At 41.5% G+C, this 24,525-nt stretch carries 21 protein-coding genes and 1 pseudogene; 18 read left to right on the top strand and 4 right to left on the bottom strand.

What is annotated here, in order from left to right; translation table 11 throughout:
* The first annotated feature begins 13 nt into the window (after positions 1-13).
* From galU to IAE45_RS02215, 3 genes are all read left to right on the top strand, one after another.
* A complete protein-coding gene (galU, locus tag IAE45_RS02225) occupies positions 14-931 on the top strand; it encodes a UTP--glucose-1-phosphate uridylyltransferase GalU (RefSeq protein ID WP_200124719.1) in 918 nt (305 codons plus the stop codon).
* Between the two features lie 160 nt (positions 932-1,091).
* Positions 1,092-1,517: a DUF948 domain-containing protein gene (locus IAE45_RS02220; RefSeq protein ID WP_005235398.1), complete on the top strand. Its 426-nt coding sequence runs from the start codon at positions 1,092-1,094 to the stop codon at positions 1,515-1,517.
* Positions 1,518-1,531: 14 nt separating this feature from the next.
* Complete coding sequence (locus IAE45_RS02215) at positions 1,532-2,212, top strand: YtxH domain-containing protein (protein ID WP_194194634.1); 681 nt, start codon at positions 1,532-1,534, stop codon at positions 2,210-2,212.
* An 81-nt stretch (positions 2,213-2,293) separates the two neighbouring features.
* Here IAE45_RS02215 and IAE45_RS02210 read toward each other — a convergent pair whose 3' ends face one another.
* Together IAE45_RS02210 and IAE45_RS02205 are read right to left on the bottom strand one after the other, a co-directional pair.
* Positions 2,294-3,172, bottom strand: coding sequence for an NAD-dependent epimerase/dehydratase family protein (locus tag IAE45_RS02210; RefSeq protein ID WP_200124717.1), 879 nt, complete (start codon positions 3,170-3,172; stop codon positions 2,294-2,296).
* Between the two features lie 53 nt (positions 3,173-3,225).
* Entirely contained in the window at positions 3,226-4,326 is a 1,101-nt protein-coding gene (locus IAE45_RS02205; RefSeq protein WP_200124715.1) for a M24 family metallopeptidase, read from the bottom strand.
* A 194-nt stretch (positions 4,327-4,520) separates the two neighbouring features.
* Between IAE45_RS02205 and ccpA the strand changes: the two genes are divergently transcribed.
* Positions 4,521-5,519 carry a catabolite control protein A gene (ccpA, locus tag IAE45_RS02200; RefSeq protein WP_008378470.1) on the top strand — a complete coding sequence of 333 codons (999 nt, stop codon included), beginning with the start codon at positions 4,521-4,523 and terminating at the stop codon, positions 5,517-5,519.
* A 144-nt stretch (positions 5,520-5,663) separates the two neighbouring features.
* On the opposite strand, the gene IAE45_RS02195 is transcribed toward ccpA, so the two are convergent.
* Positions 5,664-8,102 (bottom strand): transglycosylase domain-containing protein, encoded by a 2,439-nt coding sequence (locus IAE45_RS02195; RefSeq protein ID WP_081118078.1) that lies wholly within the window; start codon positions 8,100-8,102, stop codon positions 5,664-5,666.
* A gap of 262 nt (positions 8,103-8,364) precedes the next feature.
* Between IAE45_RS02195 and tyrS the strand changes: the two genes are divergently transcribed.
* From tyrS to IAE45_RS02175, 4 genes are all read left to right on the top strand, one after another.
* Entirely contained in the window at positions 8,365-9,627 is a 1,263-nt protein-coding gene (tyrS, locus tag IAE45_RS02190; RefSeq protein ID WP_200124713.1) for a tyrosine--tRNA ligase, read from the top strand.
* Between the two features lie 69 nt (positions 9,628-9,696).
* Positions 9,697-10,608, top strand: a complete 912-nt coding sequence (locus IAE45_RS02185) for an AEC family transporter (RefSeq protein WP_200124711.1) — start codon at positions 9,697-9,699, stop codon at positions 10,606-10,608.
* An 88-nt stretch (positions 10,609-10,696) separates the two neighbouring features.
* On the top strand, positions 10,697-11,590 hold the full coding sequence (locus IAE45_RS02180) for a deoxyribonuclease IV (RefSeq protein ID WP_200124709.1): 894 nt from the start codon (positions 10,697-10,699) through the stop codon (positions 11,588-11,590).
* Positions 11,591-11,633: 43 nt separating this feature from the next.
* On the top strand, positions 11,634-12,020 hold the full coding sequence (locus tag IAE45_RS02175) for a cytidine deaminase family protein (protein ID WP_200124707.1): 387 nt from the start codon (positions 11,634-11,636) through the stop codon (positions 12,018-12,020).
* A gap of 140 nt (positions 12,021-12,160) precedes the next feature.
* Here the strand turns inward: IAE45_RS02175 and IAE45_RS02170 are convergent, their stop codons facing one another.
* On the bottom strand, positions 12,161-12,778 hold the full coding sequence (locus IAE45_RS02170; RefSeq protein ID WP_005225804.1) for an FMN-dependent NADH-azoreductase: 618 nt from the start codon (positions 12,776-12,778) through the stop codon (positions 12,161-12,163).
* Positions 12,779-12,939: 161 nt separating this feature from the next.
* On the opposite strand from IAE45_RS02170, the gene IAE45_RS02165 reads away from it, so the two are divergent.
* The 10 genes and pseudogenes from IAE45_RS02165 to IAE45_RS02120 all read left to right on the top strand — a co-directional run bounded on the left by IAE45_RS02165 (position 12,940) and on the right by IAE45_RS02120 (position 24,517).
* Complete coding sequence (locus IAE45_RS02165; RefSeq protein WP_096741293.1) at positions 12,940-13,635, top strand: response regulator transcription factor; 696 nt, start codon at positions 12,940-12,942, stop codon at positions 13,633-13,635.
* The gene (locus IAE45_RS02160; protein ID WP_077454308.1) at positions 13,632-14,579 is read left to right on the top strand and encodes a sensor histidine kinase; all 948 of its coding nucleotides are present in this window, start codon (positions 13,632-13,634) and stop codon (positions 14,577-14,579) included. The genes IAE45_RS02165 and IAE45_RS02160 overlap by 4 nt, the downstream gene beginning before the upstream one ends.
* 89 nt (positions 14,580-14,668) lie before the next feature.
* Entirely contained in the window at positions 14,669-15,445 is a 777-nt protein-coding gene (locus tag IAE45_RS02155) for an ABC transporter ATP-binding protein (RefSeq protein ID WP_077454307.1), read from the top strand.
* Positions 15,417-17,507: an ABC transporter permease gene (locus tag IAE45_RS02150; RefSeq protein ID WP_140964916.1), complete on the top strand. Its 2,091-nt coding sequence runs from the start codon at positions 15,417-15,419 to the stop codon at positions 17,505-17,507. Before IAE45_RS02155 ends, IAE45_RS02150 begins: the two co-directional genes overlap by 29 nt.
* A 303-nt stretch (positions 17,508-17,810) precedes the next feature.
* Entirely contained in the window at positions 17,811-19,181 is a 1,371-nt protein-coding gene (locus IAE45_RS02145) for an Ig-like domain-containing protein (RefSeq protein WP_200124705.1), read from the top strand.
* 182 nt (positions 19,182-19,363) lie between these two features.
* On the top strand, positions 19,364-20,416 hold the full coding sequence (locus IAE45_RS02140) for an LPXTG cell wall anchor domain-containing protein (RefSeq protein WP_140964914.1): 1,053 nt from the start codon (positions 19,364-19,366) through the stop codon (positions 20,414-20,416).
* 297 nt (positions 20,417-20,713) lie between these two features.
* Positions 20,714-22,236 (top strand): annotated as a pseudogene (locus tag IAE45_RS02135) (helix-turn-helix domain-containing protein).
* Between the two features lie 240 nt (positions 22,237-22,476).
* Positions 22,477-23,385 carry an ABC transporter ATP-binding protein gene (locus IAE45_RS02130; RefSeq protein WP_081118089.1) on the top strand — a complete coding sequence of 303 codons (909 nt, stop codon included), beginning with the start codon at positions 22,477-22,479 and terminating at the stop codon, positions 23,383-23,385.
* A 2-nt stretch (positions 23,386-23,387) separates the two neighbouring features.
* On the top strand, positions 23,388-24,191 hold the full coding sequence (locus IAE45_RS02125; protein ID WP_200124703.1) for an ABC transporter permease: 804 nt from the start codon (positions 23,388-23,390) through the stop codon (positions 24,189-24,191).
* Between the two features lie 107 nt (positions 24,192-24,298).
* Positions 24,299-24,517, top strand: coding sequence for a YneF family protein (locus IAE45_RS02120; RefSeq protein ID WP_005235432.1), 219 nt, complete (start codon positions 24,299-24,301; stop codon positions 24,515-24,517).
* The last annotated feature ends 8 nt before the right edge of the window (positions 24,518-24,525 follow it).

The following is a 24,525-nucleotide window of genomic DNA, read 5'->3' as shown; positions in this document are numbered from 1 at the left end:
AGGAGCGAGTCACATGAATGTCAAAAAAGCAGTTATCCCAGCAGCCGGTCTAGGTACCCGATTTTTACCAGCTACAAAGGCAATGGCAAAGGAAATGTTGCCGATCGTTGACAAACCAACGATCCAGTTTATCGTGGAAGAAGCTTTACAATCAGGAATCGAAGATATTTTGATCGTAACAGGGAAAGCAAAGCGTCCGATCGAAGACCATTTCGATGCCAATTTAGAATTAGAGATGAATCTAAAAGAAAAAGGCAAGACAGAGCTTTTAAAATTAGTGGAAGAAACAACGGACGTAAATCTTCATTTCATTCGTCAGTCCCATCCGAAAGGACTAGGTCATGCGGTTTTACAAGCCCGTGCGTTTGTTGGCAACGAACCATTTGTAGTCATGCTAGGTGATGACTTGATGGAAGATCAAGTGCCATTGACCAAACAGCTGATCGATAATTATGAAAAAACGCATGCCTCAACGATCGCTGTTATGGATGTTCCTCATGAAGATACATCAAAATACGGAATCATTGATCCTGGTATGGAAGTTGAAAAAGGCTTGTTCAATGTCAAAAACTTTGTTGAAAAACCAGCGCCAGAAAATGCGCCAAGTGATTTAGCGATTATTGGCCGCTACTTGCTGACCCCTGAAATTTTTGATATTTTAGCCAATCAAGAACCAGGTGCTGGTGGCGAAATCCAATTGACGGATGCCATCGACACATTAAACAAAACCCAACGCGTCTTTGCCCATCAATTTACCGGCAAACGTTACGATGTGGGAGACAAATTCGGTTTCTTAAAAACAAGTATTGAGTATGGTCTAGTGCACCCTGAAGTCAAAGACAGCTTGAAGGAGTATTTGATCGAGTTAGGAAAAGAACTAGCTCCGGCTCAAAAAGAAGTCAAAGAAGCACCGAACGCGTCAAAAAAATAACACAAACTCCTAAACAAGGCAATTTCTGATGAAATTGCTTTGTTTTTTTATTATTTCCTGTTGAAAGCGGATAATTTTCTTAAAAATGCAGTCTTTTATTTGTAGAAAGTGCAGTGAAATGCTATTCTTAATATAAGTAAATGGGGAAAGGAGCCATTCTATGTCAGGAGGAGAACTAGCTGCATTAATTGCTGCGATCGCATTTGTCGTACTGGTTATTTTCGTCGTTCGTTTGTTGATGCAAGTCAGCAAGACAATGACCAAAGTCGACAAAACGGTTGAAGAGGCAAACACAACCATCCGTGTCATTACCAAAGATGTTGATATTCTTTCAAAAGAGGTTGAAGGTCTATTGGTAAAAACGAATGAGCTTTTACAAGATGTGAACGGAAAAGTCGCAACCATCGATCCTTTGTTCACAGCAGTCGCAGATCTAAGTACCAGTGTTTCAGAATTAAATGTTTCTGGAAAAAATTTAATTACGCGTGTGGGTAGTCTTGGCCGGACGACTGCCAAAGCAACGGTAGCTGGAAAAGTCGGTCAAACAGCCATGAAATTTTTCAAAGACAAAAATAACCAAAAATAAAAGGAGGACTTTCAATGAGTAAAAAAGGCGGATTTTTATTAGGAGCAATCATCGGAGGAACAGCGGCAGCAGCAGCAGCACTTTTGTTGGCGCCAGAATCTGGTAAAACATTAAGAAATAAATTAGCAAAACAAGCAGACGATTTATTAGATAAAGCATCTGATTATGGTGATTTAGCCAAGGAAAGAAGTACGGATCTTGTTGATATCGCTAAAGACAAAGCAGCAAAATTAAGCGAGCAAGCATCTGATTTTACCGGTTCTTTAACAGCGAAAGTTGATGACTTAAAAGAAACAGCAGCTGGTTCTTCAGAAGAAACTATTGAAGAATTAAAAAAACAAGCAGGGGATCTATCAGAACGCTTCAAAAAATCGGCGAGCGATGTAAAAGAAACAGCCAAAGATGCCAAAGAAGATGCAGATGATACAGTCCAAGATATCATCATTGATGCAAAATCTTCTGCAGCAGATATGAAACAAACTGTCAAAGAAGGGGCAGAAGAAGCGAAACCTGTTGTCGAAGAAGCCAAAAAAGATGGTCAAGCAGCAGCAGCTGATTTGAAAAAAGAAGCTGGAAAAGCAGCAGATGATGCCAAAAAAACAGCGAAAGCAGAAACAAAAGAAGCCAAAGCTGACTTGGAAGATGCGAAAGAAGAATTAAAAGACACATTAGAAAAAAACAACCCAGAAGCATAAGTAAGGATAAAACTTGATTGCTTTAAAAGATAAAAACGTTCGCCAGTTAAATCGGCGAACGTTTTTTTGTGATTTCAGTAGTTATTCGTTTGATGCTTGGGCGATTTCCCAATCGCAAAGTTGGTAGATCCAATCCTGCAGTTGACTGAATGAAAAACCAATTTCTTCAGCGAGCGCCACATTGATCGAATAAGCAGGTGTACCATTGTAAGGGCCTTGATCGCCTGTTTCTGAAAAGAGCGGGGAAAGATCGGTTTTTTTCGATACGTATTGCAGTACTTCTTCTAAAGAGATCGTACCTTTTGACGCACCATTGATGGGTCCGGTGAATGAGCTAGTACCTAGAAACGCTAAAAATTTACCAGCTTCTTGGGCATCCACAAAGCCCATTTGATGCGTTAGATTATCGACAGCCATTGGCTTTTGCTTTATCAGATGGTCAATGTAAAAGGTAAAACGTTTTGTGTAATCATCTGCACCAATCACATAAGGAAAGCGGACAAAAACGGAGGGGATCTGACTGTATTTTTGGGTCAGAATTTCTTCCACTGTTCGCTTGCCTTGTGCATAATCGACCTCCTCAGAGCTGACCAGTCTGAAGGGTTCTTTAGCAGGATCAAAATCCGCTTCAATCAAATCGAAGTGTAATTCATGGTACGCAGACATTGAGCTAGTAACGATGTAGCGCTTCGGTGTGACATGACGCAGTAGGATCTCAATGTCGTTGGAAGTATAAGCAATATTATCGTAAATCACATCATAGGTTTCTTGTGTCAACGTCGTTTTGATACTTTGCTCATCTGTGCGATCAAAGATAAGTCTGTTGACTTGATCACCAAAATTATCTGTCGTCTTTCCTCTGGTAGCAATCGTGACATCACAGCCTTGATCCACTAAAGATTGGACCAAATATTTACCGAAAAAACGCGTACCGCCTAAAACCAACACTTTTTTACTCATATGAACACTCCTTTTCATGTAATTCCAACATGTTGCGCCGTTTCTTTAGAAAATCAAGATAAAACCAGCAATTCTTTTGCTGTTTTTGTAAAAGGTACACAGCCATCTGCAGTGACATACACACAGTCTTCAATACGGACACCGACCTGATCTGGTAAATAAATGCCCGGTTCGATAGAGAAGCACATACCTTCTTCGATCACTAAATCATTGCCAGTGATCAAAGAGGGGAACTCATGAACCGTGGTCCCGATGCCGTGACCTAGACGATGGTTGAAGTAGTCGCCGTAGCCATAGCCAGTAATCACATCACGAGCAATCTTGTCTAATTCTCCAGCGGTGATCCCAGGTTTGACCGCTGCTTGCGCTGCTAGTTCTGCTTCAAGAACGATGTCATAAATTTTTCTTTGTAATGCAGTCGGTTCTTTATAGGCAACCGTTCTGGTTGCATCACTGCAATATCCTTTCCAAACGACCCCAAGGTCAAACAAGACAAGTTCATTGGCAGTCACTTTGCGCTCACCAGGTACGCCATGAGGACTTGCTGCATTGGCACCAGCTAATACGGTCGTATCGAAGGACATATGGGAAACCCCACGTTTTTTCAACTCGTACTCAATTTCTGCCACGATTGCCATTTCGCTGACGCCTTCTTTGATGGCAGCAAACCCAATCTCAAAAGCAACATCTGCCCAGTTGCCAGCTTCTAGCAAGGTGTCGATCTCAGCAGCCGTTTTGGTTAACTGCATTTTTTGAATGACCGGAGTCACATCTAAAGAAAAATCGGTCTGTGGCAAAAATCGTTTCAATGCTTCATAACGCTCGACGGAAAGATCATTCTTTTCTAACGCCAAGGAAGAGACTTGGTAACGAGAGGTCAATTCCTGACAGATTTTCGCCCAAGGGTCTTCACTATCGAGATAACCGATAATGTCAAAAGGCCAGCCGCTATTTTTTGCTTCTTCTACTTCCAGAGCTGGTGTGAAAAGAAAGGGATCTTTTCCAGGAGCGACAAACAGAGCAAGGACCCGCTCATGAGGCTCACTTTTAAAACCGGAAAAATAAGCGATGGTTGCTGGATTAGAAATATAAGCAACATCGGCGCCATTGGTTTTCAACCAGCCATTTAACTCATTGATTTTTTTCTCATTCATTTGAAAAAACCTTCTTTCAAGTATTCTTTTTCTATTTTATCATGCTTTGGAAGAGAATAGGGGCGGGGAAAGTAGGAAATTGCTAAGTTTTCATGAAAACAAAATTAAAACGGTTGCAAATCCGGAAAAAATTTGCTATTCTAACAAAGAAATGTAAATAAGATTTTCTGAAAATAGAATAAGGGAGATATATCATGGAAAAACAAACAATTACGATTTATGATGTTGCACGGGAAGCGAATGTATCGATGGCAACTGTTTCACGGGTAGTCAACGGAAATCCAAATGTAAAACCAGCAACTCGTAAGAAAGTGCTGGAAGTGATCGACCGCTTGGATTATCGTCCAAACGCAGTTGCTCGAGGGTTAGCAAGTAAAAAGACCACGACTGTTGGTGTCATCATTCCTGATGTCAGCAATATGTTCTTTTCATCACTTGCTCGTGGGATCGATGATGTAGCGACCATGTATAAATACAATATCATCTTAGCCAACTCTGATGGCGATACAATGAAAGAAGTCAACGTATTGAACAACTTGTTAGCGAAACAAGTGGACGGCGTTATCTTCATGGGTCATCGCATCACGGATGAAATTCGCGGGGAATTCTCTCGCTCAAAAACACCAGTCGTTTTAGCTGGTTCGATCGATCCTGATGAACAAGTAGGAAGTGTCAATATCGATTACACAGCAGCTGCCAAAGATGCTGTTTCATTATTGGCGAAAAACAATCAAAAAATCGCTTTTGTTAGCGGTGCTTTGATCGATCCAATCAATGGCCAAAACCGCTTGAAAGGCTACAAAGAAGCCTTGAAAGAAAACAACCTTGACTATTCTGAAGGGTTGATCTTTGAATCACCATACAGCTTTAAAGAAGGCTTAGCCTTAGTTGATCGCATCATCAACAGTGGTGCAACAGCAGCTTATGTCACAGACGATGAGTTAGCCATCGGCGTCTTAGATGGTTTGTTAGACAAAGGTGTTAAAGTTCCTGAAGATTTCGAGATCATCACCAGCAACAATTCATTATTGGCTGAAGCCGCTCGTCCACGCTTATCAAGCGTGACGCAACCATTGTATGATATGGGTGCCGTTGCGATGCGTCTATTGACAAAAATGATGAACAAAGAAGATGTAGAACAAAAAACGATCGTCTTGCCTTACGGTATTTCAGAAAAAAGCTCTACGAAATAAGCAGCGATTCACGGAACCTTTACAAGTGGAACAACACTACGTTGTTCCGCTTTTTACTTTTACGATCGTTCGTGTGGGTAGAAAATCTACGGATTTTTTACCCACACTTTTTTTGCATAAAAAAACTGATCAGCACAAGGCTGATCAGTCATCATTATTCGTTGTATTTGCTTGGTCATTGTCTTGTTCATCGTCATCATCATCATTTGCTGTAGGCGTGGCATTGTTTGAAGTATTATTAGACGATGTATTTGAAGAGCGATTGGTTGAACGGCTAGACGATGCTTTTTTCCAATAGTCAGCGTAATTAGCGTCCGAACCGCCGATCCCAAACTTAAAGTCGACCGTATCCGGTCCGCCAGTGGCCCAATATGAGTTGACGGTATCGCTTGGATTCGTGTAGGTTCGATTATCGACCCGCACGGTGCCTCCTGGTTGGGTCCCTGTAAATTTGGAAACTTTGACTTTTTTCACGTCATTTGAAAGCTCAAACTTCTGATCCACACCAAAAACTTCTTGATTTGTTTGATAGATCCGATTGATTAAGTAAGCCATGTAATTGGCTGTCCGAGTTCCTGCAGCACTATCAGTAGCTTTGTTGTCATCCCGTCCTGACCAGCTGCTGATAGTGATCGATGGGGTGGAAACGACTAGCCAAGAGTCTGACCAGTTATTGGTGGAACCAGTTTTACCGACCCAATCGGCATTCCCGAGATTCCAATCTAATCCACTGATAACTGTTTTGAAGGTACTGGTTTTTTGCTCATCGATGACACTGCGCATCATGTCGGTCATGATAGAAGCCGTCGCTTCAGAAAAGACCTGTACTGGTTTGGCTTCATGCTGATAAAGCACTTCGCCTTCATTATCTTTGATGGATTCGATGATGTAGCCTTGCTGATAGACACCATTATTAGCAAATGTTTGGAAGCCATTCGTTTGATTCAACACTGTGACATCCGTAACCCCTAATGGCGCTGATTCATATGCCCAGCTATTATCTTCCGGATAGCCCATTTTGCTTAAATAATTTGTGTAGGCGTAAAAATGATCGCCTTCTTTTTCCCAAAGATCTTGGAAAATATTTGTCGCTGCGATATTACTGGAAACTTCTAGTGATTCGCGAATCGACATGAAGGTATTGGTTCCGCGGTTTGTGGCATTGACGATTGACTCACCAGCGTTTTCTCCCGTCCGCCATTTTGCGGCATAGTCAGAAACCATCGATTCTGAGCCCATCAAACCACTTTCGATGGCCGGACCATAAACCAGCATTGGTTTGATACTTGATCCTGCTTGACGTTTGGCATCAAAGGCATGATTGAATTGATTTTCAGCATAGTTACGACCACCAATAAAGCCTAAGACTTTCCCAGTGGCATTATCCATCATAACATTGCCGACTTCGATGGTGGCGTCGCCCCAATTGTCTAACATAGAGCCGTATTTATCAACGGCATCTTGCATCGCATTATAAATGTCTTTATCGATCGTTGATGTGACGGTATAGCCACCATTAACGAGTTTTTGTTGCGCCAATTCGAAGTATTTTTGATAGGTTTCGTCTTTGGCATATTCTTCATCACTGACATCATCTTCATCTGCCAGTTGTTTGGCAATAATATCTTTTGCTTCATTTAACACAGTATAGTAGAGGAAGCTTTGATCCGTTTGTTCGATAGCTTCTTGCTTTTTGAAGTCTTGTTTTAAGTCATAATTAAGTGCTTCTTCGTATTCTTCTTTCGTAATATCGTGGTTGCGATACATACTGAAGAGGACAAAGTCTTTCCGTTCTAAGCCCGCAGTCAAGTTTTCCTTGATCTCACCCGTATTTGTATAAGGGCTGTAGACGATCGGACTTTGTGGCAGTCCTGCAATGAAGGCTGCTTGTGGTAAAGTTAGATCAGCTGCATTAACGCCGAAAATTCCTTGCGCCGCTTCTTGCACACCTGCGATATTTTGCCCTTTATTGTTCCGACCAAAAGGAGAGATGTTTAGATACATAGTGACGATCTCGTCTTTATCAAAAAACTTCTCTACTTCCATGGCTAATAAGATCTCATTGGCTTTGCGTTTGAAGGTCGTTTCACTGGAAAGGATTTGTTGTTTTACCAGCTGTTGGGTCAAAGTGGAACCCCCGCTGCCTCCAAAACCTGTCGCTTCAGATAATAATGCTCGCACGACCGCTTTTGGTACGACGCCATTGTGAATATTAAAATATTCGTCTTCGGTTGCGATGATTGCTTTTTTCAAGTAGTCCGAAATTTGATCAGAATTAACCGACGTTCGCATCAGATCTGAGCGAATCGTTGCGATTTTACTGCCATCTGAGTACGCGAGTTGAGAAGTCTCTGTGATGTCGGTCAGTTCTTTCTGCAACTCTTCTTTAGAAGGAGCTGCGGTATCTTCCACAAGAAAAGCAAAGTAGCCGGCACCGATCCCTAAGGCTAAAGAGCCGCCAAGCACCAGCAAAGAAATAGCGACTAAGAATAAGGCATGTAAAACCCTTAGACTGATGTTGAAATAGAACCAGCCTCTATTTTTGTTTTCTGTATTCTTTTGTTTTTTCGTTTTCTGGGACAAAAAGAGTCACCTCAATAAATTAGAATAGATTCCGTGTAATTATAGCAAAAAACAAGACGCTTGGGTAGCACCCTATCCGTTATCGAAAGAAGTGTGGGAGAAAATGCCAGTTGGTGTTTGTATTGAACCAGCGATAATAAAGGAAAATGAACGGATTTGCCTAAAAGTTTCTTTTTTGGTAAAGGACTTTGAGAGAAAGACTTTTCATTGACCTCTTTTTCAGTTAAGATGAACAATGAAGCAATTATTAGGAGGAGAAAGAATGAGTACAGACTTTTTTGAAGAGCTAAAGCAACGCGGATTAGTTCATCAGACCACAGACGAAGCAGCCTTGACCAAACAATTAAATGAAGAGTCTGTGAAACTATATATCGGCTTTGATCCTACCGCAGATAGCCTGCATATTGGTCATTTATTGCCTATTTTGATGTTGCGCCGTTTCCAACAAAACGGACATGTGCCGATCGCATTAGTTGGTGGCGGTACAGGAATGATCGGTGACCCATCCTTTAAAGATCAAGAACGTCAATTAAACACACTAGATACCGTTTTAGAATGGTCACAAAGTATCAAGAGCCAATTATCTCGCTTCATTGATTTTGATGACCAAGAAAATCCTGCCATCATTGCCAATAACTATGAGTGGCTAGGGGAATTGAAACTGATTGATTTCTTACGGGACACTGGGAAAAACTTTACTATCAACTACATGATGAGCAAAGAAAGTGTCAAACGTCGGATCGAAACTGGGATCTCCTACACGGAATTTGCATACCAGCTATTACAAGCCTATGACTTTTTGAATCTTTACGACAACCACGGTTGCTTGTTGCAATTAGGCGGTAGCGATCAATGGGGGAATATCACCTCTGGGATCGAATTATTACGTCGTGAGCGTGAAGTCCAAGGGTTCGGTTTGACTATGCCATTGATCACAAAAGCAGATGGAACGAAATTTGGGAAAACAGAAGGCAATGCGGTTTGGCTAGATGCCAAGAAAACGACGCCTTACGAGTTCTACCAATTCTGGATCAATACGGATGATCGTGATGCAGTCAAATTCTTGAAATATTTCACCTTCTTATCATTAGAAGAAATCGCTGCGATCGAAGCAGAGTTTAACGCTGCACCAGAATCTCGAGCAGCACAAAAAGCTTTGGCAAAAGAAGTCACTACTTTGGTTCATGGGGCAGAGGCTTATGAACAAGTCTTACGCATCTCAGCAAGTTTATTCAGTGGCAATATCAAAGAATTGAACGCTGAAGAGATCGAACAAGGCTTCAAAGGGGTTCCTAGCCACCAGGTAACAACTGATGATTCTTTGAACATCATTGAAGTATTGACAACTGCTAAAATCGAACCATCAAAACGTCAAGCAAGAGAAGACGTACAAAATGGGGCGATCTACATCAATGGGGAACGCGTCCAAGACCTAACGTACGAGATCCAAGCAAGTGATCGGATCGGTGGGAAATACGTCGTGATTCGTCGTGGCAAGAAAAAATATTTCTTACTAACATTTTAATCGCAAAAAGCGAACCGCCCTGTTGGTTCGCTTTTTTCAAATTTTTGTAGAGGAAGGGTTTTTGTTGGAATGGGAAACATAGTGTTGAATGCCGCCGGCTTATTTGCCATGATTTTCTTAGGATATTTTCTTAAGCAATTGAAAGTCCTTTCGAAAGCCGATGGCTCGATCTTATCCAAAATTATTTTGAATGTAACGTTACCGGCGGCAATCATTTTGAATTTAGCTGCAATGCAAGTACAAGTCAGTGCCCTTAGTTTGATTGTGATCGCGTTGATCATTGCGATCGTCCAAATCCTCTTCGCATTTTTCTTGACCAAAAATGAATCAAGTACCTTGCAGCAGTTTGCGATGTACTGCGGGTCAGGCTTTAATATCGGCAATTTTGCGATTCCTTTTGCCCAAAGCTTTTATCCTTTAGGGATTCCGCTGATTTCGCTGTTTGATATGGGAAACAGTATCATGTTGGCAGGGGGAACGACGATTTTCATCGAATTCTTGATTGGAAAGCGGACGACATTTGAACCAGGGAAAATCTTTTTGAATCTCCTGCGCTCGCCAACATTTACCATTTATCTAGTGATGCTGATTATCCGCAGTGCGGATTGGAGGATCCCTGAGGCGGCATTGGCGCTTGTCCAACCAATCGGGACCGCAAATACGTTTTTGTCCATGTTTATGATTGGCTTATTTTTGGATTTCCGCTTACCGAAGCACACTACGCCAACGGTAATCAAAATTTTAAGCTTGCGCTACGGACTGGCCTTCGTGCTGTTTGCGGCTTTCTATGTTTTACCAATCCCAGTTTTATTAAAGCCAGTTCTTTGTTTGTTAGTGTTTGCTCCGATTCCCTTGTTCGGTGTTATTAATTCCGTGATTGCTGGGATGGAGGAAGAAGCAGTAGGGTTCGTTTCTTCCATTAGCTTTTTGATAAGTATGCCGCTAATGACGGGTGTCCTGATGTTATTTGGACTCGCTTGATAAAAAAATACGGCAATGAGCAAAATAATCGCTTTACAAGGCGCTTTTATCGATAATAGAGAAGACTAGATTTAGGAGGAAAAGAAAAATGTTGATTGGTTCACACGTTTCAATGAGCGGCAAAAAAATGCTTTTAGGAGCAGCAGAAGAGGCGGCTAGCTATCAAGCTACTACGTTTATGATTTATACCGGAGCTCCGCAAAACACGCGGCGCAAACCGATCGAAGAGATGCAGATCGCAGCCGGACAAGATTTTATGACGGAAAAAGGAATTTCGAATATCGTCGTCCATGCTCCTTACATTATTAATTTAGGCAATACCATCAAGCCTGAAAACTTTGGCTTTGCCGTTTCATTTTTACAAGAGGAAATCCAAAGAGCGCAAGCTTTAGGTGCGACTCAAATCACGTTGCATCCCGGTGCCCATGTCGGTGCAGGACCCGAAGCGGGGATCAAACAGATCATTAAAGGCTTGAACGAGGTCCTTGAAAAAAATCAAACTGCCCAGATTGCTTTAGAAACAATGGCGGGGAAAGGCACCGAGATTGGTCGCAGCTTTGAAGAATTGGCAGCAATTATCGATGGCGTTACTTTAAATGAAAAATTATCCGTTACACTAGATACTTGTCACACGAATGATGCCGGCTATAATGTCAAAGAAGACTTTGACGGCGTCTTAAACGAGTTTGACAAAATTATCGGTTTGGATCGTTTGAACGTCATCCATGTCAACGATTCTAAAAATCCGCAAGGCAGTCATAAAGACCGACATGCCAATATTGGTTTTGGGACGATCGGTTTTGAAGCGTTGAATAAGATCGTTCATCATGAGCAATTAACAGCGTTGCCGAAAATATTGGAAACACCGTATGTCGGAGAAGACAAAAAGAACAAAAAAGCCCCTTATGGTTATGAAATTGCGATGCTGCGGGAAAAGACCTTTGATCCTGAGCTCTTGACGAAAATCATGGCCGGTGCATAAACGGTTCATTTAATATGAACTATCTTGTTGTGGGAGGAAGAAAATGGACTTTCAGTTGCTGATTGATGCCGCGAAACAAAAACTGGGATTCAGACAGCTCTCTCAATTTGCAGAAGCAGGGAGTGTCGCAGCAGCACTAGCTACTGCAGATGGACAGATCTATACGGGGATCTGTATCGATACCAGCTGTTCCATGGGCTTTTGCGCCGAACAGGCTGCGGCTGCGCAAATGATCACCGATGGGCAGCAGCGGGTGTTACAGATGGTTGCAATCAATTCAGCAGGTGAGCTGATCCCACCTTGTGGCCGTTGCCGTGAATTCATCAGCCAGCTAGATCCTGCCAATCAGAACACGCAAGTGATGATTGCAGCAGGAAAAATCATGACGATAGCAGAGCTGTTGCCTTGTGATTGGAAATCATCAAAATAAAAAGAGACTTAGCCCCTTAGACCGCTGTGTTTGAAGGGGCATCTTTGTATTATCAATCCAATAAACGAGCTACGTTTTTGGATAAAAAAACTCCTCAACCAGCAATAGCGCTTTGTTGAGGAGTTGATCGATAGCAATGATTAGAATTTTTTCGCAGCTGCTGCTACGCGTTCTAAACCTTCAGCAATGATTTCTGCTGTTTTAGAAGGATCTGCATTGTGGCCTTCGATGATTACTTCTTCTGTGATGTTCATGCCGAACATACCACCGAAAACTTTTTCCATAAAGGTTACAGCATTTTCCATTGCGCTCATTTCGCCTGAGTAAACACCACCACGGGCATTCAATAGAACGATTTCTTTGTCTTTCAACAATTGGTTCATTGAACCATCTTCGTTATAAGAGAAAGTAAAGCCTGCTTGGAAGATGTAGTCGATAAAGGTGTGCAAGGCAGCTGGGATCGTTAAGTTCCACATTGGGAAAGCGAAAACGATGGTATCTGCTGCTGCGAATTTGTTCATCACGTCTTGACGGACAGTCATCAATTCTTGTTCTTCTTGGTTTAATTCTTGTTCTTGTGAAAGTTTGCCAAATGCTTCAAATAACGTTTGACCGATATAAGGCATTGGTTGTGCGTACACATCAAAGGTTACAACGTCCACATTGTTGGTATCAAGATTTTCAACAAAGGTATCAAACATTTTTGCAGATACTCCATCAGGACGGTTATTGGCTTTAACAACTAAAATATTTTTCATTTTTTTCCACCTTTACTTTAAGTAAGTTTTAATCACAAAGTGTAGTATACTATAAAATATTTTTGCTTACAATAAATAAGTGTATTTTTTTAAAAAAAGCTGGGATATTGCAGTATTTTTCACGAGGTTTTGGTAAACTTTAGAGAAACAGGAGGGATTCTATGAAAATATTTGTGGTCGAGGATGACAAATCATTAGTCAAAATGATGGAAAATCAATTATCCCGCTATGCCTATCAAACCTTTGTTCCAGAAAATTTCGCTGCTGTTTTAGATGAATTCTTGTCTATTCAACCAGATTTGGTTTTATTAGATGTCAATCTGCCTTATTATGACGGGTTCTATTGGTGTCAAAAAATCAGAGAACGTTCGCTGGTTCCGATTCTGTTTATCTCGGCGCGCGATGGCAACATGGATCAAGTGATGGCTTTAGAATACGGGGCCGATGATTATCTGGTCAAGCCTTTTTCTTATGACTTGCTGCTAGCTAAAGTGAAGAGCCATATTCGCAGAGTTTATGGGGATTATGCGCAGTCGGATCGTGCGCGAAGCTTGAAAGCTGGCGAATTGACCTATTATCCGGAAGCATTGAAGATGGTCTATCGTGAAGCCAGTGAATGGCTGACTGTTCGAGAAGGAGAATTATTGACTCTTTTAATGTCAGCACACCCAGAGATGGTCAAACGAGAACGGATCTTAAATCTATTATGGGATGATGAGCGTTTCGTTGATGACAATACACTTTCTGTCAATGTTGGCCGTTTGCGAAAAAAATTGGCGGCAATGGGCATCAATGATCCAATCCAAACTATTCGCGGCAAGGGTTACGCCTTATCGGTAGTAGGTACCGAACAATGAGAGAATATGTCAAGCTTCATATAGCGAGAATTTTGATCACCGTTCTCGCCATTTCACTGTTCGTCTTAGTGATTTGGCTCGATGGGTATCGAAATTATTTAGTCATTGGGTATGGTCTGTTACTATTTTGCTTGTTGCTTTTGTTTGTTTCTTTGGCGGAGTATCTATCCAATGCCGCTTTTTATCACTATCTCAAGAGTGGAAAAGCTGTTCGTGGCAGCAATGGCTCTCTTTCCAAGAAATGGCGTAAGCAGTTCGATGCAAGAGAACAGCAAATGCAAGAGAAACTCACCGAACTGAATCAGCATCATCAAAACCACATCCGTTTTATGAATATATGGGTTCACCAAATGAAAACACCTGTCTCGGTCTTGGCGCTAATGGCTGAAAGTGAGGAAGTCGACAGCTACGATCTTTTGGCTGAGACAGATCGCTTGAAGAGCGGCTTGGCGACCGCCTTGAACTTTGTGCGATTGGAAGATTTCACGGAGGACTTTGTTATTGAGTCCGTCTCCCTGCTGGAAGTGGTCAAGCACGGGATTGGTGAACAGAAGCGGAATTTTATTCGCAGCGAAGTCTATCCGAAACTGTTGAGTGATGCAGATATCACGGTCACAACAGACAAAAAATGGCTAGGGATCTTGCTGTTTCAACTCATCAGCAACGCCATTAAGTACTCAAAGCCAGAGAGCAAAGTCTGTTTTGAAATTGATCCGTTTTCTAGAAGTTTGACGATCTCCGATGAAGGATGTGGGATTGCGGAAGCGGATCTGCCAAGGGTTTTTCGCCCCTTTTATACAGGTCAGAATGGTCGGCAAACAGGCGAGGCAACTGGAATCGGACTTTACTTAGTCGAAACGATCAGCAAGCAATTGGATATCGATATCGCTTTGGTCTCTAAGGAGAATCTAGGCACGACGGTTACATTAACGTTTCGGACGTAAAGGCTTTCTTACAATTTTGTAAGCTTTCTATCACGAAATCGATAACTGATTGCGCTGCCACCTGCTAAACTGGTAGCAAAGGAGTGAAGATGATGGCTTTACTAGAATTGAAAAATATAACAAAAACCTATGCGGGAGAAGTTTCTGTTGAGGTGTTGCAACAAATCGATCTCAAAGTGCCAGAAGGAGAATTTATCAGCATAATGGGTCCTTCTGGCAGTGGAAAGACTACTATGTTGAATTTGGTAGCAACATTGGATAAACCGACTGCAGGTTCAGTGATCATCAAAGGAGAGCAGCCGCTGGAATTATCTAAGCAAAAACTCGCAGAGTTTCGTCGTCGGCAACTGGGCTTTGTTTTTCAAAACTACAATTTACTTTCACCATTGAGTGTGCTTGAGAATGTTATTTTACCACTGACATTGGATCGGGTGCCGGTTCCTGAGATGAAAGAACGTTCGGAACAGCTATTACGTGAACTTGGGATCTATGAGAAAAAAGACAAACGCATCTATCAGCTTTCCGGTGGGGAGCAGCAGCGGGTTGCGATCGCTAGAGCTTTGATCCATCAGCCGGAATTGCTTTTAGCAGATGAACCGACAGGTAATCTTGATTCAAAGGCAGCACGAGATGTCATGGAAATACTAAGTCAGATGAACAAGCAGCGCAAGGTGACCACCATGATGGTCACCCATGATCCTTATTCCGCCAGCTTTTCTGATCGGGTCGTTTTTATCAAAGACGGAAAACTGTATAACGAAGTCTATCGCGGGGCTGATCAACAGCAATTTTATCAAAAAATTCTTGAAGTCCTAGCACATTTAGGAGGTCGCCGTCATGAATTTCAGACAGTTGATCATTCGTAATCTGCGGGGGAATTTTCGAACCTATGCGGCCTACTTCGTCAGTAGCGCCTTTGCGGCGATGGTGTTTTATATCTTTAGTCTTTTGCTCTTTCATCCGCAATTGGAAGAAAATTTGTCCAATAGCGGTACACTTTCAGAATTGGCGAAGGTCGGTCTATCCGTCGCACTTGTGGTGATCGCTTTACTGTCGCTGTTGTTTTTATGGTATACATTTGTGGTCTTTTTAAAACGACGCAAACGTGATCTGGCAATCTACTTGATTTTGGGGATCGAAGAAAAAGATCTGCGAAAGATTTTGTTTGTCGAAAATGCCCTTTTAGGAACCTGCGCCACAGTGACCGGTATTGGGTTAGGGATTTTATTGACGAAATTATTGCTGCTGATTGCGCAAAATGTCATGTATCTAACAGAAGGACTGAAATTTATGGTTCCTATGGAAGGTTTAGGATTGACCTTTGGGATCTATGTCTTTATTTTTCTCTTGATCTCCTTTTTCAGTACTCGCGCCTTGCAAGGAGAACAGATCATCTCATTGATCAAGGAAAATGAAAAGCCACGTCCTGAACCAAAAAGCCATTGGGCATTGGCTTTTTCAGGAATTGTGCTGTTACTAATTGGCTATGGATCGGTCTTTTATTTTAGCTACCAAACGTACTCGATGCTGCCGCTTATGCTAGGAGTCTTGTTGACTGTTGCGGGCACGATTTTGTCATTCCATCAGTTCAGCGTATTTCTATTGAAACGATTAAAGAAACGCCCGACCTTCTTACGAGGGACTCGGATGCTGACTATCAGCGAATGGATTTTTCGCATGCGAGACAATGCGGCGATGTATAGTCTGATTGCTATTAGTACCTCCGTGGCATTCGTTGGGATTTCCGTAATGCTGGCGATTGGCAGTTCTTCTTTTTCTTCGATCCAAGGAATTAGTGTAGCCTATGTATTTCCGTGGTCTGGGCCAGAAGACCTCGATCATTCTGAGAGGAAAATGAATGAAATTAAAACTGCCATAGAAGAAAAAGGGTATGCACCTGTATCAGATAGTGTTTCCTTACTATGGGCCTATGCGAATCTTGATGAATCTGCAGTTATGAATGATTCATTTTATACGACGAATGGCTTTTCAATTATGCGAGAAAGCGACTATCAGAAAATGATGAAACAAATCGGTGAGGAAGCTGATTCCGTTGCAGATAATCAAATAATGACACTTAGTGCTAATTATTCACGTCGAAAACAGCTCCTAGAAGTCCCTGAGAACGAACGCACAAGTATCTACCCACTTGAATTGGGTTCAGAAACCGGTATAAAAAAGGATATTACGATTGTCCACAGCCCCTCAATGCTTTCTCTGGATTTCTTTGGACTGTCAGTTGTGACAGATAAGACCTTTGAGGAGTGGCAAGCCCTCTTACAAAACTCTAACGATGATATGGAATCTGGTTTTATTTGGTTAGACTATCCAGAATGGGCTGAAACACCTGAATTGGTATCTGATTTCAATGGGAATTTAGATAAAGAAAATGCCTTGATCGATCAGCAATACGAAGAGCTCAGTCAGGAGTTTGAAGCCAAAGGAGACTATACGGATGAAGAGTGGTCAGAAGCGGCAAAAGACATTCCGATGCGTACGTCTTATACCTCGAAATACCAAGTTTTCCAAGAAAATCGTCAGGGAAATGGCATCATTTTAATGATCACGGTATTACTGGGTTCGGTTTTCTTTATTTTCTCCGCTTCAATTATCTATTTCCGTTTATTTGCAGATCTAGATAAAGATGGGGCGTACCATCGTTCCTTGCATATCTTAGGTGTGTCGCCGAAGGAGCGGCACAACGTTCTGAGACGCCAGCTGCAAGTGATGTACTTCTTGCCAACAGTCGTGGCAATGATCCATTTTGCGGTAGCGATGACCGCTTTGCGTATCTTAGTAGAATTGCCTGTTTGGCAATACTACGGTGTGATCGCTAGTCTCTTTTTGATTTTTCAAATCGTTTTTTACTTGATTTGTCAATATCGATACTTCCAGCAAATTGATAGGATCGCCGATCCTACAGAGTAGTTTAATTTTTAAGTCAAATCCCTTTCAGTCAACACGGATTGGGATTTGGCTTTTTATTTGCTGCAATGTTATTTTCCTTTGGCAATGAAGCGTTTTAATTGTGTAAATCACTAATATGCAGATAAAATTAGTTAACACTTATTCTATCAAGCAGTCGCCGATTCGCTGCTAGAATGTGGCAACTGGAAGTCTATTTTCTCAACGTGAAACGAAAAGACAATTGTTAAGTACAATATTCATGTCGAGCACAGTGACTGCTGTGATCGGTAGGTTTAGCTAAGCGCTCACTTAAGGAGGAAACCAATGATCAAACGACTAGGAAAAGCATTTGCTGTCTTGCTACTGTTACTTCCTGTTTTTGCCGGTATGCGGATTGTTTATGGAGAAACCGATGTGGGAGCCAAGCTGATCACAAATGTGTCGATCGTCAATAGCCACAATGAAGTCATTACAAGTATCGAAAAAGATGACTCGTTTAAAATAGATATGAGGTGGAGTTTAGAAAATTTGGGTGACGTAAAAGCCGGTGACAAAGCAACAGTCACCTTGCCAGTTGAGATTGAAGGCGTCAATAATACGTATGCTTTATACGATGAAAATAACAACTTAGTGGTCAATGTTACCCAAGTTGGCAATCAGCTGACCTTTGTTTTCACGGAATTTGTCGAAAAAAATACCAATGTACATGGGGACTTTTATTTTTGGACAAAGTTCAGCGATGAAGTGACAGAGAACCAAATCAACAACATTAACTTCGAAACAGTAAATGGAACGCAATCGGTGCCTATTTTTATTCAAGCAGTGGATGATACAGGGGAGGGTGCCTTACTCACCAAACAAGGACTGTATTTAGGTACGCAAGAACCCAAACGGATTATTGATTGGCGTGTGTACATCAACTCGTTTGATACAAACCAAGTGACGATCAAAGATGGAACGTTTATTGATATTTTAGGTCCCCATCAGACACTCGTCAGTACGACTGCTCGAGTTGTTTACGGACCCAGCGTTTCCAACCCAACATATGTTGATGAAGTACTGATCGTTTTAAACAGTGATGGCTCCTTTGAAATTCCTTTGCGGGATACAGAGGAACGGATCTACATTACCTACAAAACAGAAACGGATGGTTCATTGGAACAATATACCAATCGGGGCATCCTTGATGCCGTGGTCAATGATGTGCCAAGAACAAGCAGTATTACTGGCTATACACCACGCTATGGTGGCGGTGGTGGTGGAACCGGTGAACCAGGAGAATCCAGCAGCACGGAACCAAGTAGCGAAAGCAGCACCAGTAGTACAACCGAACCAAGTAGTGGAAGTAGTACAAGTAGTAGCACGGAACCAAGTAGCGAAAGCAGTACAAGTAGTAGTACGGAACCAAGTAGTGAAAGTAGTACTAGCAGTAGTACGGAACCAAGTAGTGGAAGCAGTATGATTAGTAGTTCAGAATCAAATAACGGGAGTAGTTCTAGTAATAATGGGGCGATGACACATCAAAGTTCAACCCCTGGGAACATGCAGGTATCCCAATCAAATAATTTGCATAATCAGTCAGAAAAACAGCAGTTTCCTCAAACGAATGAAGCGTCTAATCATTTATGGATTGCAATAGGAATGGTTTTAGCAGGATGCGCGTTGAAGTTAAGTTGGTGTAAATTTATCAGGTAGAAAGAAACTGAAATTTTGGAGGCAGTATTATTACTAGGAAGAAAAATTAATAAAGACTTATTTAAAGGGAAGATGCCATTTTATGGCTACTTTCCTTTTTTTTTCGGCGCATGTTTTTTCTGAGAATTTATTATAATTTCCTTATCAAGTTATCTTGAAATATTCATTTAGGAAGTGAGGAAATGAGAAAACTGGTTGAAATCGTGTTGATTTTGCTGTTAGCAGGATTATTGCTGCTGGTGTTTGGTTTCGATCATACTTCAGCAAAAGAACGAGCCGGAGGGAATTTATCGTTTTCTGTTCAAACCAACCGAGTGATCTATGACGAAACCTTGAAACTGATTACGGTTCCGGTGCGTCCGAACAAAACACTAACTTCACAAAAGGTTCGTGTCCTACTAACTTATGGTTGGGATGGGAACGGTCACAGCGAAAAAGTGATCGGCGAAACAGTTTTAACGAATGTCGATTGGTTTTCAGGTGTTGAAAACTACTTAAGAATTCAAGCTGAGATGGTTATTGATGAGATAAAAAGTATGGATAAAGTTGATTTAGTTGTCATATATGATGGTGAAACAACGATAACTGAGAATTTGAAGCCCAGTCAATGGCAGGTAATAACACCCCCGAGCTCTAGCGAAACCACGAACTCTGAGATAAGCGCAATCTCTAAGGTGACTGAAGAAACGGGCTCTTCCTTTAGTAGTATCGAACCGAAATTTAGCGACTCTCAATCCACGGATCCAAGGACTTCTACTACGGAAAACACAAGTCAGGATTCTCAAAGGATCGAAAGTAGTCACAATTCAAGTGAGTCAGAAAGTTTGAACACTCAACCAGTCAGTGAGAGCGAATCAAGTCAGATAACTAGGAGTCGAGAAACCACCGCAACAACAGGAACAACGACCGTTAGTGAAGCTGCATCTGAGGAGCTTTCAGATTCAGAAACGAAACCAAACAAACTAGCGCCTAATCAAAGTCAGTCAAGCGAACGGAGTGTTTCCTCCAATGATCCCGGAGGTAAACAACTCGCTAAAGCATCGTCTTCAGTGAAAAAGGAACAGGAACAACGTACGGAGACAAGCAGTGCTAAGGAGGTCAATGCAGATGTACTACCGAAAACCGGCAGCAAAAATACGAGTATTCGCTATATCCTCTTTGGTCTAGGCGTGGTTATCCTTGCTGTCTTCCTTTACTGGCTGAATCGAAAGTTATTTTCTGATGAGAGGCAGTAAAGAAAAAAGCCAAGGAAAATGAGAGACTTGATAACCCACGATTGGAATTTTCTTCCCCAGAAAGCACAATCACGTTTTGTTTTACCGTTTTTAACAAAATGTCTGACGATCATTTTGAGGCGTCAGACTTTTTTTATGAAAATACACAGATAACGAAAGGAAAATTTGTTAAAAGTGATTTGACAGAAAAGAGCGCACAGTGGTACGATCACCAAACATTGACAGCTTACAATATTGTAAGATGACAAATTTAAGGTAAAAACAGCGTTTGCTGATTATACAAGCGAGGGAAATTTCATGTTACAGGCACTTTTGGATACGACAGAAAAACAAATTTATGCGTTTCTAAGTTATTGTTACGAAACGAACAAGAAAGACTATACAATGAAAGAGCTCTCAAGTGTTTTCGATAGGAAAACCAACAAAATGCAGTCGATCGTTCAGCAAGTAGAGGTGTTTCGTGCACGCTATCCTCAGTTTACTTTGACCTATGATCGGTTGGAGAAAGAAGTGTCCATTGCTTTTTCTCCACGATTCCTATTGAGTCAAGCCTATAGTGTATTGTTGCGGGGAACCGTTGGATTTATCTTGCTGGATGCACTCTTTCAGGGGGACTATCATTCCCTTGAACAACTCAGTCAAAAAACCTTTAGCAGTCCCCGCACGATTCAACGAAAATTGCAGGAGTTAAATCATGTTTTGGCGAACTATCATTTGTCCTATAGTTTAAAAAAAGGTGATCCTTTGGCAGGTGCTGAATATGCGATCCGCTATTTTTATCATCTTACCTATTGGCAAATTTTTGACGAGAAGGACTCACGAGTCTTGGCATCGCTCAAGGAGAAAGAGCAGGCTGTAGCGCTGTTTGAAAACCATGCTTCTTATATGAGAAAAATCGATATCGAGAAATTTCTTCATCTATTCGCTATCTCCGTGCAAAGAATCCACCAAAAGCATCCGCTTTTATTTTTACCAAAAGAAGTACTTACGTTTGAGCACCCATTAATTGAAAAAAATCAGTTTGATCAGGTCTTTTTGAAACCATTGTTTAACAGGAATCATCTGTCGTTTTCTGATATTTCGGAGGATGAACGCAGTTTCTTGTATTATATGTTTGGCGTATTGAACACCTATCTTGAGGAGGATCTCGATGCTGCTAACATCTCGTGGCTGACTCAACCACAGTACCAGCAAGAAGCGCAGCTCGTTGAAAAACTAGCCGTGTATTTTCGGTTGACGTTTACAGAAGCCGAAAAAAACTATTTACTGGTTAATCTGGTAATGATCCATTCCGCCTCTGGCTGTTTTGGTACGCGACAAAAAAGCGATAGTTTTGGCAAAACAACCGACGAGCAAGAGCTGCAAGCAGCTTTTCCGGTGCTTTATCCAACCATGAAACGTTTTTTTTTGAAGCGACTGTTTCTTTACCAGAGTTGCGTAGATTACTGCAAATGAATGATCGCTTGATTTTCCAATACTGTATGTTACTGAGAGTTATTTTTATAAAATATGAACAGCCGGTCACGTTCTCGATCCATTCGAAATACGGAAAAACGCAAGAGCTTTGGATCAAGAACCGCTTGATGAACGCCACGCATCGAGCGATGGCCCATTATTCGCTGTCTCAAAAGCCAGATTTGGTGATCAGCGATTATCCGATCCATCAGGAATTTCCTGAGGAAGAACAGCCGTACCTCTTTTATTGGAATGGTCACCCAAGCGCAAAGGAGTGGAAACAGCTCAAGCAAGTGATCAAACAGATCAGAAGTGCCAAGAACAAGGCGGCGTTCGCCCAGCTGGCATTCACCCAAACGGAGTGATCCCGCTATAAGATCGATCAGATAGAACTTATAATTTTGCCAAGCTTTTGACCAGTAGCAATAGGTCAAACCTGAAAAGTGACAGTGATAGACGAAGAGGTCAAGAAGCAAAAACAGGAGCATTGATGTTCCTTTTTCGTTTCTTGACTTTTTTTTACAGAGATGGCATGGTATACATATTATCATAACGTTTTTTATTTAAAATCGTTGCAGAAATGGTGTTAGGAAGAAGGGGTAACTTTGACAGAAGTATTAGCACTGCAAAATGTTTCCAAATTGATTGGAACCAAACGAATCATTGATGATGTTTCCTTTGTGGTGGACCAAGGACAAGTCGTTGGTTTATTAGGGCCTAATGGGGCTGGGAAGACGACGATCATCCGGATGATCGTTGGCTTGATGAAGCACAACACAGGATCGATTGCAATTATGGGAAATTTATTGGATTCTTCGTTTAAAACAGCGATTGCCTCAGTCGGAGCGATCGTTGAGAATCCTGAGTTTTATAATTACATGACCGGATATGAAAATTTGATGCAGTATCAGCGCATGGCGAAGAAAAAAAGTACGACAGCAGAATTAGAAGCACTTATTCGTCAGGTACATTTAGAAGGACATATCCATCAAAAAGTCAAAACCTATTCATTAGGGATGCGTCAGCGTTTAGGTGTTGCCCAGGCATTGGTCCATCAACCAGACTTATTAGTTTTAGATGAGCCGATGAATGGTCTGGATCCTAAAGGCATGCGGGAGTTTCGAGAAATGATTCTTTCTTTGAGAGAAAAAGGAGTTTCTGTCTTAGTTTCCAGTCATCAATTAAGCGATATCGAACAAATTGCCGATCATTTGATCGTGGTGCAAAAAGGAAAAGTCACTCATCAAGTAGCTATGGCAGAGTTGAAAGCAGAGAAAAATGTACTGATTATTAAAACAGATGATAATGCGCAAACAGAAGCACTGTTAAAAGCTTCCTTTGAGGTCGAGGTCCTGCAGGTTGCAGATGAATTGCAAGTCACACTAGCAACAGATCAGCGTTCGGCAATCGCTGCAGCGATCGTTACGGCGGGTATCGGCTTAAAAGAACTACGGACTAAGCAATCTTCTTTGGAAGATACATTCTTGGCTTGGACCGAAGAAGGAGGTTTGTAAGCATGCTGACATTGATTAAAAATGAATGGATCAAATTAACAAAAAAACGTTCTACTTGGATCATGCTGCTTTTATTGGTTTTAATGACGTTTGGGTTGACCTATGTGGTTCGCTTAGGTAGTCCAGAAATTGGTGCCAATGATTTGTTTGCTTCTTTGAGCGATATGACTTCGTTCTTAAACTTATTTGTAGTGATTGTGGCAGCTTCTTCAGTGGCGGAAGAGTTCAGTCGTGGAACGATCAAGTTCTTATTGATTCGGCCTTTTTCCAGAAGCCAAATCTTAGCAGCAAAAGCCATCAACACGTTTTTATTTGCGCTTTTAGGGACTGCTGTTTTACTAATCAGTAGTTTAGCAGCCGCCAATTTATTTTTAGCAGCTGAATCACCTTTTGCTGCTACTGGCTACAACGGGCTAGCGGCGATTCTCGTTGCCCTTGTTTTTGCGGGAACCAACTTGCTATTGATTGTCTTTTATATTGCATTGACCATCTTTATCTCAGCCGTCATTCGCTCTCAAAGCCTGGCGGTAGGCTTAGGCTTGGGTATGTTGTTTGGAAGCAGCATCATCAACTCGATCATGCTTTTTGCGCAAGAAAAATACCCATGGCTGAAGTGGAATCCATTTAATTTTATGAATATCAAAGAGCAGATACCGAGTTTATTAAATAGTCCTGACATGCAGATGACTGCCTTTGATCCGGGATTGGGCTATTGGGAAATGGCGATCGGGATCATTGTTTATAGTGTTTTAATCTACCTTTTAACAAATTGGTTATTCAACAAAAGAGATGTCGCATTAAGTTGAGGAAACGAGTGAAAGTTTTTGGATAAATCCAGCTTTCACTCTTTCTTTTTGTGTTTTTTTCTAGTAAAATGATTCATTGAGAGTACAAGAGAAAGGAGAGTTTTCGAATGGTTAGTGTAGGAATCGTAATCGTGATCGCTGTTGTTGCAGCATTACTAGGCGCTGTCGGCGGCTTCTTTTTGGCGCGTAAATATATGCAAGATTATCTAAAGAAAAATCCTCCCGTTAATGAGGATATGCTTCGCTCGATGATGATGTCAATGGGTCAAAAACCTTCTGAGAAAAAAATTCGTCAGATGATGCAGCAAATGAAAAACCAAAAGTAGGTTTTTTT

The organism is Enterococcus sp. S53 (assembly GCF_016516865.1).
Taxonomy (GTDB): domain Bacteria; phylum Bacillota; class Bacilli; order Lactobacillales; family Enterococcaceae; genus Enterococcus_D; species Enterococcus_D innesii.
Note: the sequence above shows the minus strand (reverse complement) of the source record. Positions and strands in the feature narration are given on the sequence as shown.